This window comes from Wolbachia endosymbiont of Encarsia formosa (genome assembly GCF_039540065.1).
Taxonomy (GTDB): domain Bacteria; phylum Pseudomonadota; class Alphaproteobacteria; order Rickettsiales; family Anaplasmataceae; genus Wolbachia.
In genome coordinates this window covers 633,911-648,534 of the sequence record NZ_CP154278.1, presented here as the reverse complement: position 1 = coordinate 648,534, position 14,624 = coordinate 633,911, and the positions used below count along the sequence as shown (strand labels likewise).

At 33.2% G+C, this 14,624-nt stretch carries 16 protein-coding genes and 1 tRNA gene; 13 read left to right on the top strand and 4 right to left on the bottom strand.

The window, feature by feature from the left end:
- The first annotated feature begins 84 nt into the window (after window positions 1-84).
- From AAE962_RS03495 to ffh, 3 genes are all read left to right on the top strand, one after another.
- Entirely contained in the window at window positions 85-486 is a 402-nt protein-coding gene (locus AAE962_RS03495) for a hypothetical protein (protein ID WP_343288593.1), read from the top strand.
- Between the two features lie 618 nt (window positions 487-1,104).
- The gene (locus tag AAE962_RS03490) at window positions 1,105-2,664 is read left to right on the top strand and encodes a proton-conducting transporter membrane subunit (protein WP_343288592.1); all 1,560 of its coding nucleotides are present in this window, start codon (window positions 1,105-1,107) and stop codon (window positions 2,662-2,664) included.
- Window positions 2,649-3,992 (top strand): signal recognition particle protein, encoded by a 1,344-nt coding sequence (ffh, locus tag AAE962_RS03485; RefSeq protein ID WP_343288591.1) that lies wholly within the window; start codon window positions 2,649-2,651, stop codon window positions 3,990-3,992. Before AAE962_RS03490 ends, ffh begins: the two co-directional genes overlap by 16 nt.
- A gap of 271 nt (window positions 3,993-4,263) precedes the next feature.
- On the opposite strand, the gene AAE962_RS03480 is transcribed toward ffh, so the two are convergent.
- Together AAE962_RS03480 and AAE962_RS03475 are read right to left on the bottom strand one after the other, a co-directional pair.
- Complete coding sequence (locus AAE962_RS03480) at window positions 4,264-4,965, bottom strand: ABC transporter ATP-binding protein (protein WP_343288590.1); 702 nt, start codon at window positions 4,963-4,965, stop codon at window positions 4,264-4,266.
- On the bottom strand, window positions 4,958-5,740 hold the full coding sequence (locus tag AAE962_RS03475) for an MlaE family ABC transporter permease (RefSeq protein ID WP_264336533.1): 783 nt from the start codon (window positions 5,738-5,740) through the stop codon (window positions 4,958-4,960). The genes AAE962_RS03480 and AAE962_RS03475 overlap by 8 nt, the downstream gene beginning before the upstream one ends.
- Window positions 5,741-5,971: 231 nt before the next feature.
- Here AAE962_RS03475 and rpmF point away from each other — a divergent pair, with 231 nt between their 5' ends.
- The 4 genes from rpmF (at window position 5,972) to AAE962_RS03455 (ending at window position 8,365) form a co-directional block, all read left to right on the top strand.
- Window positions 5,972-6,154: a 50S ribosomal protein L32 gene (rpmF, locus tag AAE962_RS03470; protein ID WP_006014434.1), complete on the top strand. Its 183-nt coding sequence runs from the start codon at window positions 5,972-5,974 to the stop codon at window positions 6,152-6,154.
- Between the two features lie 8 nt (window positions 6,155-6,162).
- Complete coding sequence (gene plsX, locus AAE962_RS03465) at window positions 6,163-7,200, top strand: phosphate acyltransferase PlsX (protein WP_343288589.1); 1,038 nt, start codon at window positions 6,163-6,165, stop codon at window positions 7,198-7,200.
- Window positions 7,193-8,149: a beta-ketoacyl-ACP synthase III gene (locus AAE962_RS03460; protein WP_343288588.1), complete on the top strand. Its 957-nt coding sequence runs from the start codon at window positions 7,193-7,195 to the stop codon at window positions 8,147-8,149. Before plsX ends, AAE962_RS03460 begins: the two co-directional genes overlap by 8 nt.
- Before the next feature lie 142 nt (window positions 8,150-8,291).
- Window positions 8,292-8,365, top strand: a tRNA-Arg gene (locus tag AAE962_RS03455).
- A gap of 8 nt (window positions 8,366-8,373) precedes the next feature.
- On the opposite strand, the gene AAE962_RS03450 is transcribed toward AAE962_RS03455, so the two are convergent.
- Together AAE962_RS03450 and AAE962_RS03445 are read right to left on the bottom strand one after the other, a co-directional pair.
- Entirely contained in the window at window positions 8,374-9,324 is a 951-nt protein-coding gene (locus AAE962_RS03450) for a complex I NDUFA9 subunit family protein (protein ID WP_343288587.1), read from the bottom strand.
- 48 nt (window positions 9,325-9,372) lie between these two features.
- Window positions 9,373-10,749 carry a UDP-N-acetylmuramoyl-tripeptide--D-alanyl-D-alanine ligase gene (locus AAE962_RS03445; RefSeq protein ID WP_343288586.1) on the bottom strand — a complete coding sequence of 459 codons (1,377 nt, stop codon included), beginning with the start codon at window positions 10,747-10,749 and terminating at the stop codon, window positions 9,373-9,375.
- A 184-nt stretch (window positions 10,750-10,933) separates the two neighbouring features.
- On the opposite strand from AAE962_RS03445, the gene AAE962_RS03440 reads away from it, so the two are divergent.
- Genes AAE962_RS03440 through mdh form a run of 6 tightly spaced genes read left to right on the top strand, consistent with a single transcriptional unit; the run spans window position 10,934 to window position 14,619 of the window.
- Window positions 10,934-11,857: a hypothetical protein gene (locus tag AAE962_RS03440; protein ID WP_343288585.1), complete on the top strand. Its 924-nt coding sequence runs from the start codon at window positions 10,934-10,936 to the stop codon at window positions 11,855-11,857.
- 3 nt (window positions 11,858-11,860) lie between these two features.
- On the top strand, window positions 11,861-12,229 hold the full coding sequence (locus tag AAE962_RS03435) for an HIT domain-containing protein (RefSeq protein ID WP_343288584.1): 369 nt from the start codon (window positions 11,861-11,863) through the stop codon (window positions 12,227-12,229).
- Between the two features lie 17 nt (window positions 12,230-12,246).
- Window positions 12,247-12,600 carry an NADH-quinone oxidoreductase subunit A gene (locus tag AAE962_RS03430; RefSeq protein ID WP_064085468.1) on the top strand — a complete coding sequence of 118 codons (354 nt, stop codon included), beginning with the start codon at window positions 12,247-12,249 and terminating at the stop codon, window positions 12,598-12,600.
- The gene (locus tag AAE962_RS03425) at window positions 12,591-13,094 is read left to right on the top strand and encodes a NuoB/complex I 20 kDa subunit family protein (protein ID WP_007302257.1); all 504 of its coding nucleotides are present in this window, start codon (window positions 12,591-12,593) and stop codon (window positions 13,092-13,094) included. The genes AAE962_RS03430 and AAE962_RS03425 overlap by 10 nt, the downstream gene beginning before the upstream one ends.
- Before the next feature lies 1 nt (window position 13,095).
- Window positions 13,096-13,671, top strand: a complete 576-nt coding sequence (locus AAE962_RS03420) for an NADH-quinone oxidoreductase subunit C (protein ID WP_343288583.1) — start codon at window positions 13,096-13,098, stop codon at window positions 13,669-13,671.
- Between the two features lie 3 nt (window positions 13,672-13,674).
- Window positions 13,675-14,619 carry a malate dehydrogenase gene (mdh, locus tag AAE962_RS03415; protein WP_343288582.1) on the top strand — a complete coding sequence of 315 codons (945 nt, stop codon included), beginning with the start codon at window positions 13,675-13,677 and terminating at the stop codon, window positions 14,617-14,619.
- Window positions 14,620-14,624 lie beyond the last annotated feature (5 nt).

The following is a 14,624-nucleotide window of genomic DNA, read 5'->3' as shown; positions in this document are numbered from 1 at the left end:
CCTATTTTGTACTAATTATACCATAATGTATATTATTTATTAATAAATCTATACTACAATAATGATTTTTATTAAGGTAGTATTATGACACATCAGTTAATATTCACACTTCCAAAAGAAAGCTACTCTATAGCTATAGGACCATGTTCTGAAAAAAGTAGAAAGTGTAAGGAGTTTATAGCAAAAAACGAAGACGTAGGTATGAAATTTCTTATTTCTACTAAAGATGATACTGGCAAAACAGGAAAAATGTCCCTTTGTAAAGATAATAACGGTCAAGATGAGTGTACAACATCCTACACAGTTCAATTTCCAGTAATTTATAATGATCTTTTTAATGATAGCTTGAGCTACGTAAGTGTTCTTTTGGATCATGATAAAGGACATTTAACTAGGATGCACAATGAATTCGATAAATATAATATTGATTACACAGTTATGGACAATGATACAACACAGAATGTGTTGTCAGAGGTTTTTATATAATCTAATTTTCATTATACAGCTACTCAGAGCTCTCTTGGTTCCATTATCTCTACTCGAATGCATTCATTACAATGCTTGATACAGGGATCTATAGATAAACAATTTAATATTCCATTACGTGTTAGCGGAACCTATCTATATCATTATCCAAAAAACATAAAAAACTAAATTAAAGAAGAATTCTTTAATAGAATCAGATATTGCGAAGAGCATCAAAGTCGAATGAGTGCATTAAAAACTGGCAGCTCCATTATATTTATGCAAATACTGAAGAAAAAGCGAGTAAATAACTCTCAATTGACAGACTTAATGAAGTTCTAGATATTAAAGTGATGCCAAACTTTATTTCAAAAAGTAAATAATTTACTAACGCTCGTGCACAAATTAAAAATAAATTATGCACGAGTGTAGCACTGTGAATTAGGAGTGCTATATTAAAGATTACCTCACTATTAAAGCTATCGGTCAGATTAGATTAAAAACCTAATCTGACCGGTTTCTCTATGACCTTCTAAACCCTGATATAATTATATGGTAATTAGCTTAACTAGTGGTTAATACGCAAATTGATTTTATTTGTATGTTGAGGTAGCATAAACCATACTGTTTTACATCATTGTGCAACTTTATAAATTTTTATTGCTATTTCTATTGACTACATTAATAGTGATAGTCCTAATATTACCTGAAAATTTAGGTACTACGCTGAATTGCTCTCATCCAGTTCTAAATTTTGATTTATCTTTTCGTATCGTACTAATATCTTTTTTATCAGTTGCATTTTTAGCTGTTCTACCAGCACAAAATTTGACTTTTTCAGAGATGCTATCTTTTGCTGCTTACACTATTAGTTCACTTTATGCAGTTTTATCTGAACATATGATATTGGTTATAATATTCTTTGAGTTAATGACCATCAGTGCATTTTTTGTTATCGCGGCTAGCTGTAAAGATAGTGGATCTGCAATAAGGTATGCTTGTATACACTTTTTCGTTGGAGTTATATTGATAGCAGGATTGGCATCTCAAAGCACTAACCTGATAATTTTGGGTTTATTGATAAACTGTGCTTGTTTCCCTTTTTCATTTTGGGTTGTTGATGCGTATCCTGATGCGTCACTGCATGGCACTACATATCTCTCTTTATTTACCACTAAAGTCTCTTTTTTAGTGATGCTTTTACACACTTATACCCTATGGCAAGATTGTACTGAAATATTAGCACTTGTAGGCGCCATTACTGTAATTTACAGCATTATATTTGCTTCCCTTGAGCAAAATATTCGTAGATTTTTATGCTACAATGCTGTAGGACAAATGGGCTTGCTGATTATTGCAGGAGGTTTACTCATCCCTTCAGAAAATGCAATACCAATTTTGATGTTACACATAATTTTCTCTCTTCTTTATCAATCACTATTATTTGTAGTCAGCAATTCGATTATTTCACAAACAAAAACAATTAGTTTTAATGGAATGGGTAAACTAATGTCAGTGGAAGGTATGTGCGCTATGATCGCAGTACTCACAATGGCTACATTTCCTGGAACTGCTGGATTCGTCAGTAAATCATACATTGCAGCTGAAATTGAAATAAATGGTGCTGCCCTAAAAGGATATAAAAATTTATACAAGATTCTGAATTTACTGCTTTATTTAAGCGTGGGACTCAAATTTCTTTACTACATATTTATTGCAAAAAGTAAGTCAAAACCTTTAGCAAAGAGGGAAGGTAAAATACCTATGCTTATTTTAGCATTTATATGTGTAATCGCTGGAAATCCTTACTTACCTATTTACAATAAATCTTCGATTTTCGATTTTGTGTACAACACAAAAAATATTTTGTCGCAATTTAATTTGTTATTATGTACCACTTTATTGTTTATTCCTTTACGCAAGTTGTTTTATCCAAGAATAAATTTTAAAATGGATGTTGATTGGATTTTCAGAGCTCTTATACCATATATTGCTTTGGTGTTCAATCAACTGATCTTTAAAGTGAGAGAAATATCTGCCAACCTACTGCAAAACTTGACTAATTCACCTGCTAGTTTATACTTTAATGATATTAATAAACTTAAAGAAGTGCTGAGTTATAACTCAGTGAGTTTTGTTTCAGCTTCTTCTCTCTTTTTAATGAGTATTCTACTAATTATATTATGTTTAAATCGTTAACTGAAAGTTTAAATTCTGTATTTAATAAACTGAGAGGAAAGTCAATTATTTCTGAAGATGATTTTAACCTTGCCATGCGAGAAATACGCATGGCCTTAATTGAATCTGATGTTTCACTTGAAGTTGCAAAAAAATTCATCAACGACATTAAAGATAAAGTGATTGGGGAAAAAGTCATAAAAAGTGTTTCTCCGGCACAAATGATAATCAAAATTGTGCAGGATAATTTAGTTGCAGTTCTTGGATCAGAAAAAAGTGACTTAAATTTATCGGTTAAACCTCCTGCTGTGATTATGATGGTGGGTTTGCAAGGTGCGGGAAAAACAACTACTTCAGGGAAACTTGCTCTGAAGTTAAAAAAACAAAAGAAAAAAGTGTTGCTTGCTTCTTTGGACATTTATAGACCAGCTGCTCAAAAACAACTTGAAGTGCTAGGTAAACAAATAGATGTGCAAACTTTACCTATAGTAATAGACGAGAAGCCCACTACAATTACAAAAAGGGCACTGGCAGCAGCAAAGAACGATAATTATGATGTATTAATACTAGACACCGCAGGCAGGCTTCATATTGACGATAATATGATGAATGAACTGAAAGATGTGAAGGAAATATCCTCACCTACAGAGGTTATTTTAGTAACCGATGCAATGATAGGTCAAGATGCAGTAAACATTGCCAAATCATTCAATGAAATAATAGGTGTAACTGGGATTATTCTCACCCGTGTTGATGGTGATGCACGTGGTGGTGCTGCTCTTTCTATGAAAATGATCACCAATTGTCCAATTAAATTTATTGCTTGTGGTGAAAAATTAAGTGACCTTGATGATTTTTATCCTGATAGAATTGCAAAAAGGATACTGAGTATGGGTGATGTTGTCTCATTGGTTGAGAAAGCTGCTGAGATTGTTGGTCAGGAAGAAATTGATAAACTGCAAAAGAAAGTAAAAAAGGGTAAGTTCGATCTGAACGACTTAGTGGGCATGTTAAAAACCCTCAATAAAATGGATGGTATTAGCAACATAATGAAATTCATTCCTAGCTCATTCACAAAAAAGTTAAGCAGTGGTATACCAGACGATAATAAAGTGAAAAAATATATAGCCATTATAAATTCAATGACTGAAAAAGAAAGACAAAATCCGGATATTTTAAATGGCAAAAGAAGACTTAGAATTTCTAAAGGGTCCGGTACAAGTGTAACTGATGTTAATCTTTTAATTAAGCAGTATAATCAAATGAGCTCTATGGTAAATAAGTTCAGTAAAGTCGATCATAGTAAACTCAAAGAATCTGATTTGATGAATATGCTAAGCAGAAAGTAATTCAGCAAGTAGCGGAATGAAATAAAATCATCAGTTGTAATTGCTGTTGAATAGTAAAATATATTATTTTAGCTTGAAGTAATAAATTCAATAAATTTCTGCAGTTAGAATTGGCATGATAATAAAAATTGATATAAGTTACTTTACCTATATTTAATGCGTTGTTTTATAGCTAACACACTATATCACTACACTAGTAACAGACCGAAGGTTGCCGATAGCTCAAGTTACTCTAGTTATAGCATCCACAATATCATTTGTAAACCTTTAGCTATATACAATAAATGAATTTTTTTATATATTCGTTGTTAGTATTTTGTATTTCCTGAACAGTTCCGTGAGAAATGATCTCCCCTTCATATAATACTGCTATTCTATCAGCTATTTTAAATGTGCTATGAATAGCATGTGTAATCGTGATAATTGTAGGGCGAAGATCTTGAGATAATTTTATTATTATCTCGTTTACTACATCTGACATGATTGGGTCTAATCCTGAAGTTGGCTCATCCAATACAATAATTTCTGGGTTGTGTGCAATTGCTCTTGCAAGTGCCACTCTTTTTTTCATTCCACCTGATAGCTCTATTGGAAACATATCTGCTATGTTTTCCTCCAGTCCAACATCATTTAACTTCTCAATTGCTAGCTGTTTTGCCTCCTTTTTGCTGATATTAAAGCGCTTTTTATAATTAAAAGATATATTTTCCCACACTGTAACGTAGTCAAATAAAGCGGAATTTTGAAATAACACCCCAAATTTATTTTTGCTTTTACTATTTATTTTAATAGACCCTGAGTCTGGTGTCACCAAGCCAATGATTGTTTTTATTAATACAGATTTGCCACTTCCTGATCCGCCAAGTATGACTAATGATTCCCCTTTTAATATATCGAAACTTAGATCTTTTAGTACTGTCCTTTCATCAAAAGATAAATTTAAGTTCGATATTGATATTATGGGGTTACGCATGTATCAAAGTAATCATGTAGTTTGCTAAAATGATCAGTATGGACGATAAAACAACAGTTGATGTTGTAGCAACACCCACTCCTCGTGCACCTTCTTTGCAATGGTAACCGTAATAGCAGCTTGAGACAGAAATTATGGCGCCAAAAGCAGTCGCTTTCATTAGTCCAACAATAAAATCGTACATATTAAAGAATTGAGCTGTATATTTTATGTATATATTTAAATTGTGGTTAAATTCAAAGACTGCAGTGACATACCCTCCAAATATTCCTATTAGATCTGCACATACTGTAAGTATTGGAAATACTATAACTGACGCTAGAATTCTTGGTACAATTAAATATTTGAAAGGATTGATGTCCAAAGTTGTAAGTGCGTCTATTTGTTCAGTAATGCGCATTGTGCCAATTTCTGCTGCAATTGAGGACCCAACCTTTCCTACCATTATTAAGCTGATCAAAACTGGCCCTAACTCTTTAATGATAGTGATCGTAACAAGTTTAGGTACTACTTGTTCTTGATTAATCAATATACCACTTAAGCTACTCTGTAAAACTATCACTGCTCCTATAAAAACTCCAGTTAGCCCAACAATTGGCAAAGAGAAAAAGCCTATCTCTATAATTTGTCTTGCCACATTGCTAAAATAATATGGAGGAGTAAAGCAGTGATATAGAGATTGAATAAAAAATACAAATGCGTTACCAATTCTCAAGAGAAAGTTCATAAAGCATCTACCGATTATTCTAACGCTGTCTATATTAAAGGAACTCACTTTACATTTATCTTAGCTAAAATTAGTTTTACTGATTTTATTAAAATTTTTATTAACTTCGCCAGAGTATAGTCAAGATATGTCTTAAGTTCAATATACTTTGATCAAAATGCTTGAGTTTAAGTTTATAAGACTGAATTGTATAAGAAAACATTACTTATTTCGCTATTTACTTCTTGTAAAAAACATGCTACTAATAAATTGTGTTATATAATTGAATTGGAGTAAGTTTTGGCAGTTCCGAAGAGAAAAAAGTCAAAGTCAAGGCGTAATATGCATCGTTCTCATCATGCTATTAAGCCTAAGAATATTGTGGTATGTGCAACAACTGGAGAATTCATGTTGCCTCACAACATAGCAGTTGACAATAGTTACAAAGGAAAACGTGTTTTCATTAAACAAAAGGCGGAGTAACTCATGATATGTTACCCACAGTCAACAATAATATAGTAATTGCACTTGATGCTATGGGGGGTGATTTTGCACCTCTTTCCGTAATTCAGGGTGCTAGTTTTTTCTTGGATAATCTTGTTGATCCAGGTGTTGAAGTTTTTTTTCATATTTATGGAGATCAGAAAGAAATATCTCCTTTGCTTTCAAAATACAAAAAAGTAATCGATAACTCCGAATTCACCCATTGCTCTGATAATGTTCTTCCAAATGATAAACCCTCTTTTGCACTGAAACATCGCAAAGATTCAAGTATGAAGGCAGCTGTTGAAGCAGTGAAAAAAGGTAAAGCTTTTGGAATGGTGTCTTCAGGCAACACTGGAGCATTGATGGCTATCTCCAGATTTATTTTAGGAACATTACCCAATATCTATCGTCCTGCTATTGCATCTGTCTGTCCAACTAAGACAAAAAGCTTTGCATTGCTTGATCTTGGTGCAAATGTTGACTGTAATACTGACTCATTATTTCAATTTGCATTAATGGGGAGTATATTTGCAAAAATAGCATTAAAAGTTGAAAATCCTGAAGTCGCTTTGCTAAACATTGGTACAGAAGAAGTGAAAGGTACTGACTCAGTAAGAGGAGCTTTTGAGTTACTCAAAAATGCTCCAAGTATTAACTTCAAAGGATATATAGAGGCAAGTGAATTTTTAGATGGTAATATAGACGTAATTGTTGCTGATGGTTTTGTTGGTAATGTAATGCTCAAGACAGCTGAGGCAACTGCTGGTACTTTTATCAGTCTAATAAAACAGGAAGTATTTAATTCATGGATGACAAAAATGCTTGTTGGCATATTGTTGAAACCAAAGCTAAATAAAGCATTAGAGCGTTTTAATCCTAAAATTAGAAGTGGAGCTATGTTTCTAGGGCTAAATGGTATCATTATAAAGAGCCACGGAAATTCTGATGCTATTTCTTTTGCTCACGCTATAAAATTTGCAGTAAATGCAATCAGTGAAAATTTAAACCAGAAGATAATTAACGGGGTAAGTAATATTGAATAAAAGTTTCATATTGAGCACTGGTTCTTACCTACCAAAAAAAATTTTGAGTAATAACGAAATTGCATCGATAGTTGAAACAAACGATGAATGGATAAGGCAAAGAACAGGAATAGTTCAAAGACATATAGCAGATGAAGGAGAACTAACGTCAGATTTAGCTGTTAATGCAGCGAAAAATGCTATAGAAAAAGCGAAAATTTCAATAGATGAAATTGGTTTAATCATAGTTGCAACAACAACACCTGACAAAACTTTTCCTAGCTGTGCAACGATTATACAAAGTAAATTAAAGTGTAAAAACGCATTTGCTTTTGATGTACAGGCAGCATGCTCTGGTTTTATATATGCAGTTACAGTTGCTGATGCACTTATAAAGTCTAACGATAGAATTAAATACGCGCTTGTTATTGGTGCTGAAATAATGTCTAGGATTGTTGATTGGGAAGATAGGTCAACTTGTGTACTCTTTGGTGATGGTGCTGGTGCAGTGATAATGAAATCAGAAATGAGTAGCAGTAGGATTATATCAACAAACTTACACTCTGATGGCAATGTGGACTTATTATGTACAAACGGAGGAATATCCTCTACTCGTGATTCTGGAAAGATACTTATGAATGGAAGAGAAGTGTTTAAACATGCAGTAGAGAAATTAACAGCCTCAGTAGAGGAAACTCTAAAATGCAATAGTTTAAAGATTACTGATATTGACTGGTTAATTCCCCATCAAGCAAACATTCGCATTATTGAAGCAGTAGTAAAGAAATTAGATTTTCCTGTAGAAAAAGTAATTAATACAGTTGATAAGCATGCAAACACCTCAGCAGCGTCAATTCCACTAGCCTTGGACTATGCAGTACAAGAATCAAAAATAAAGTCAGGAAATCTGATATTGCTGATTTCAATAGGTGCAGGTTTAGCCTGGGGTTCTGTGTTACTGCGCTATTAGACTTCCTATTACCCACGCTTCTTTTTTCTCAGTTTTATCGTTACATGCTGTACTGACAAAGTTTTGAGATATTATCACAAACATTATATTCACAAGAAATACTTGACTTCACGTGTACTAAGAAGCATTTTATATATGATGTGTGCCCGTAGCTCAGTTGGATAGAGCAACAGCCTTCTAAGCTGTGGGTCGTAGGTTCGAATCCTACCGGGCACATTCTTCTATCAATGCTTTCTATAAATTTTCAAGTATTCTGGTACCACATTTTCAATTGCTAGTGGTCTAATTTTCATTGTTTCGAGATCATCTGACTTTTCGATTGAACTACTCATCATAACTTTCACCTGATCTCGAGTAAGTATAGGGCTTGCATCTCCAGTTATAGGTTTTAACAGCACAGAAACAACTTTACTTTCTAAGAAAAAGGCTATCAATCTTGCCATTGGAAAAGGTACATTGATCAGTAGACACTTTCTGTTAGTCACATTCAGAATAAACTTTAATAAGCTTTTAAAAGAGTAAACTTTTGATCCACCTATATTATAAATTTTTTTATCTTGCTTATTAAAGCTGATAATACGGTATACCACTTCAGCTAAGTTTGTTACACATATCGGCTGAAACTTCGTTATTCCACTACCGATCAACGGCAAAAAAGGAAGAATTGTTGCTAATCTTGCAAATTTATTAAAGAAATTATCTTCTTTACCAAATACAAGACTGGGCTTAATTATCATTGCTCCTTGAAACGCCGAAGCTACAGCTTTCTCACCTTTCAATTTACTTTGGGCATATTTTGATAACTTACCATTTTCTATTCCCATGGCAGAAAAATGTATCATCATGGATACATTTTTTATTTGCGCAGCTTTTGCTATTCTTTCAGCTATTCCAACATGAACTGTATAGAAATCGTATTTTCTTTTTTCATATAATATTCCTACTAAGTTTATAACAACATCACACCCCTCCATACTTTCTAAAATTGATTTTTCATTAAAAAAATCTCCTTCAAGTATTGATATTTGCCCTAAGTTGCCACATAACTTTAGACAAGCAGCTTTTTCCTGATCACGAGTAAATATTCTTATTAAATACCCCGCCGCTGCCAAGCGTCTTACGATGTGTTTTCCTATAAATCCCGTTCCACCAAAAATAACTATACGTTTTATCACAGTTAAAACTTCCAATAACTTAACTTTAAATTAATACAATAGTTTTATTTAATATTCTATTGTGAATTCCTGCACTATAAGGTCCATTCTCATTCCATGAGAACCTTTAACTAAAATTACATCATTACCTTGAATAATATTAGCTAAATTACTTTTCAATTGGTTAGAATCATCGAAATGCATGCCTTTTATATTCTCCGGTAAAAGTTTATTCAATTCTAACATAAATTTACCAAATGTATGAACTTTATTCACATTTTGTTCTACTATAGAGTCAAGCAATTCTGTATGAAATACTATGCTTTCATTACCAAGTTCTAACATATCGCCGAGTAGTGCCACTTTTCTTAAATTAGAATATGTACCTAAAGTTCTTATTGCAGCCTTCATTGAAGTAGGGTTAGCATTATAGGAGTCGTTAATCAAATGTACTAATTTTCCATTGTATTTAGCTTGATGAACATTACCTCTACCTTCTGTTACAGTAAAATTCTCAAGTGCTAGTGGTAATTTCGATAAATCAAGTCCTAGACTTTGCACAACTGCTGTCACAACTAATGCAGAGTATGTAAAATGCTCACCCCGCAAACGTAAATTACAGTTTATAATTTGACCGTTGTGCGGTTTAATTTTTAAATTTATACCGCTATCGTTTCTTATTAGGTCTAACAAACGAACAGTAGCACTTTCATTCTTACCAAAGCTCACTACATTTCTTTCAGCATTTGATAAAAGATAATCATAATGTTTATTATCCTTGTTCAAAATCAAAGTACCATTATTTTTCATACCACATAGGACTTCTAACTTCGCTTGCGCAATATCAAGTAGAGATGAAAAATTTTCAACATGCGCAGGTTCGATGTTGGTAATAACTGCAATATCCGGATTGCTAATCTTCGATAGCTCTTTTATCTCACCAGCTCTATTCATTCCCATTTCAAGGATTAAGTACTGGCAGTTTTTTGGGACTTTTAGAATAGTAAAAGGTAATCCTATATTATTATTCAAGTTATCTTTGTTTGCATAAGACGCTCCATATTGAGATAGAACAGTGTGCAGCATGTCCTTTGTAGTCGTTTTCCCGACACTACCTGTAATTGTAATAACTTTAGTATTAACAAGAACATTTCTAATGTAATATGATGCCATATTATGCAAAGCTTTTAGAGTATCTTGCACAATAATTAGAGGAAAATTTCTATATTTATCTTCGCTTACTACCGCAGCAACAGCTCCTTTTAAAAATGCCTCATGTAGAAAATCATGCCCATCAAATTTCTTTCCCTTGAAAGCAATAAATAAATCGCCTTTTTTTATGCTTCTTGTATCCGTTGAAATATTTGAGCTATATACCGAATTACAAACACCCTCCCCTCTTCCGCCAGTAGCATCGATAATATTATTTGCGTTCCATTTTAACATAATTTATCTTTAAAGGTAATTTTAACAAGAAAAGCAGCAAAAATACTACATACTTTGGTAATGTACAAATAATGATTGCTGTCTCTATAATTTCATCTTATAATAGATATACAAGCTTAAATATTTTTGTCTATAATTGGGTGTATTTTACTATCTGATTGTATAAAGTGACTTGGAGGTATGTATGGCAAAAGATGAGTCAAATAAAAAGTCTATTTTGGCTAAGATAAAAGGCGTGTTTTTTCTTGCGCCTAAAGCACTTATTTATCCTATAAAGAAACCGTTTGCTTCAATTGATGAAATGAAGCATGATGCTAAAGTTTCATTAAAAAAGGCTGTGAGTGATGTACCTAAAGAAGAAGAGAAATATGACCCACCTATAAAAACCACAGAAGCTAGTAAGTACCTTGGCATACAAATAACAAAACAAGAAAAAGGTAAGGTAAGTTTTTTAGCGTCAAGAACTTTAACGGGGGATATACCTTACTTGAGTCCAGAGAAATTAGATAAAATAAGGAAAGATCTGCCAAATATAACTATATTTAGAGAAGAAAACAAAATTGTAATTGAAATTAACGTTGAGGAAATATCTAACACTATTAAAACTAATCCTGATAATAAAGGCAAGAGCGAGAAAGAAATAAAAGAGCTTGTTCTTAAAGGAATTGCTAATAAAGTTGAAGGCGACCTCAAGAAGTTTGCAGAAATCACTGGTGGAGAATTTAAAGTTCACACAGACTTAAAATTGCTGTATGGTATTTCAGAAAAATTGTATCGAGAATATGATAACCAGAACAAATCATCAGAAGCTCTAAGGTCAGCACAAATTGGAAAGTCACCAGGGCAGTCTTCAGAAACTGTTACAAGTACAGATGAATTAGTAAAATCTTTTAACATTACTAATCCTAGCGAATTTCCTTTTGGTAAAAGTAAAGAAGCTATTTCTCCTATAAAAAATATGCTGTTATCAGAACAAGATATCAAAAAGCAAGTAGAAGGATTGGGAAGTACTTTTTTGAATTTTGAAGATGCCTCTGGTGAAGTAATAAAACCACTATCTAAGCCTGATGTAGAAAGAAATAAAGGAAGAGGAAAAGGTCGCTCTTAAAATATGAGAAATGAAGTTTATGATAGCAATAACATCTTTGCTCAAATATTAAGAGGTGAGTTACCTTGTGAGAAGGTACATAAAAATGAAAATGTGCTAGCTTTTCGTGATAAGTATCCTGATGCACCAGTTCATATTCTAGTTATACCAAAAGCTCAATACGTTTCATACGATGATTTTGTTCTGAAAGCTTCCGAAGAGGAAATAGTAAGTTTTTTTAAAACTGTTAGAGAAATAGCACATAAATATAACTTAGAAAAAACAGGATATAGATTAGTTACTAATCACGGTAAAGATGGAGAGCAAGTTATACCGCACTTTCACATACATATTTTAGGTGGTAAAAGATTAGGAAAGCATGTAAATTCATAGTGTTATATGTTTTTTAAATGAGTGAATATTTAACCATATTAATTTTTATCTGTGTATCAATTGTAGTATCCTTTACTTTAGGTGTATTACCTATGTTTCTTGCAGTCAGTAACCCAGATGGTGAAAAGCTTTCTACATATGAGTGTGGCTTTAATCCTTTATCAAGAGCCAGAAAAAGTTTCGACATAAAATTTTACTTAGTTGCAATATTGTTCATAATATTCGATTTAGAAATTGCTTTTCTTTTCCCTTGGGCCGTTTCTTTATCTAAAATAAGCTATTGCGGATTTTGGTCTATGATGATATTCCTTGCAATACTTACTATAGGCTTTATTTATGAGTGGTGTAAAGGTGCGTTGGAATGGGAATAAATTTATCTAATGGCGACTGGAATCGTTACAAAAAAGAAGGTTTTCTTATCACTAAATTTGGCGATTTAATAGATTATATAATGAACTGGGCAAGGTCTGGTTCATTGTGGCCAATGACATTTGGTCTTGCATGTTGCGCAGTAGAGATGATGCACACTGCATCCAGTCGTTATGATCTTGATAGATATGGCATAATCTTTCGTGCAAGCCCAAGGCAAGCAGATGTTATGATTGTTGCTGGCACGTTAACTAATAAAATGGCAGCAGCATTGCGTAAAGTTTATGATCAAATGGCAGATCCCAAATACGTCGTCTCTATGGGAAGTTGTGCAAATGGCGGTGGCTATTATCATTATTCTTACTCAGTAGTCCGTGGTTGCGATAGAATTGTGCCAGTTGATGTGTATGTTCCTGGATGCCCTCCAACTGCTGAGGCGTTGCTATATGGAATGCTATGTCTACAAAATAAAATAAAACGAACTAAAAATATATAGCATGGATAAAACTGCAAAATACATACAAAAAAAGACTAAATGTGAATGTATTCAGAAAAATGATGGCACTATTGTAATATATTCAGCTTTGAATGACATTGAAAATCACTTACTCTTTCTACGTGATGATGAAAAGTGTAGGCTTGAATTATTAGTTGACGTTTTTGGAGTTGATTACCCAGATAGAGAAAAACGTTTCGAGCTAATATACAATTTGCTCAGCGTTGTACACAATATCAGAGTGCACATAAAGCTTCAGTTATGTGAAGGTGATATACCTCTAAGTGTAGCAAAGATATTTAACGCAGCTTCGTGGTCTGAGCGTGAAGTATTTGATATGTATGGAATAGAGTTTTCTGATCACCCAGATTTACGTAGGATTTTAACGGATTATGGATTCAAAGGTCATCCAATGTTAAAAGATTTTCCTCTCACTGGCTACGAGGAAGTAAGATACGATATAGAGGCAAAAAAGGTTGTATATAATCCTATAGACTTACCACAAGATTTTCGTATGTTTGACAGCTTATCCCCTTGGGAAGGTAGTAAAGCCACAAAAGTAAATATAAAGGAGTAGAAAATGACAGCACAAAGAAAAAAAATATCTTTGATTGGTGCAGGAAATATCGGTGGGACTCTTGCCCATATGATTGCACTAAGAGAGCTAGGAGATGTTATTTTGCTTGATGTAAGCGATGGAATACCACAAGGTAAAGCGCTTGACATTACAGAATCATCTCCTATTGATCGATCTAATGTCAATATTACTGGTACAAATAGGTATGAAGATATAAAAAACTCTGACGCAATTATAATAACTGCTGGCATTGCCAGAAAACCTGGAATGAGCAGAGATGACCTTCTGAAAACTAATGCTGCAGTAATGAAAGAGGTTGGGGAAAATATTAAAAAACATTCTCCAAACGCATTTGTAATAGTGGTTACCAATCCTTTAGATTCTATGGTTTCAGTAGTATACAAATCTTCAAGTCTGCCAACTAATATGATTGTTGGTATGGCAGGAGTGCTTGACTCTGCTCGTTTTCGTTATTTTCTTGCAACTGAGTTAAATATTTCTGTCGAAGATGTATCTGCTTTTGTGCTTGGAGGACATGGTGACACTATGGTACCACTAATCAATTATGCTTCAATTGCTGGCATTCCACTTACCCAAATCATTGAGATGGGTTTGATTACGCGAGGAAAAGTTGATGAAATAGTTGAGCGCACTCGTAATGGTGGAAAAGAAATAGTTGATCTACTTAAATCTGGATCTGCATACTATGCTCCTGCATCTTCAGCCATAAGCATGCTAGAATCATACTTAAAAGATAAAAGGCGTATATTACCATGCGCTGCTTATCTTAATGGTGAATATGGTGTGAAAGACTTATTCATTGGTGTTCCTACTATTATTGGCAAAAATGGAGTTGAGAAAGTTCTAGAAGTTAAAATGAACGATAGTGAACAAGAGATGTTTTATAAATCTGTAAGTGCAGTAAAAGAGCTCTGTAAGCTAAATTAATTGCC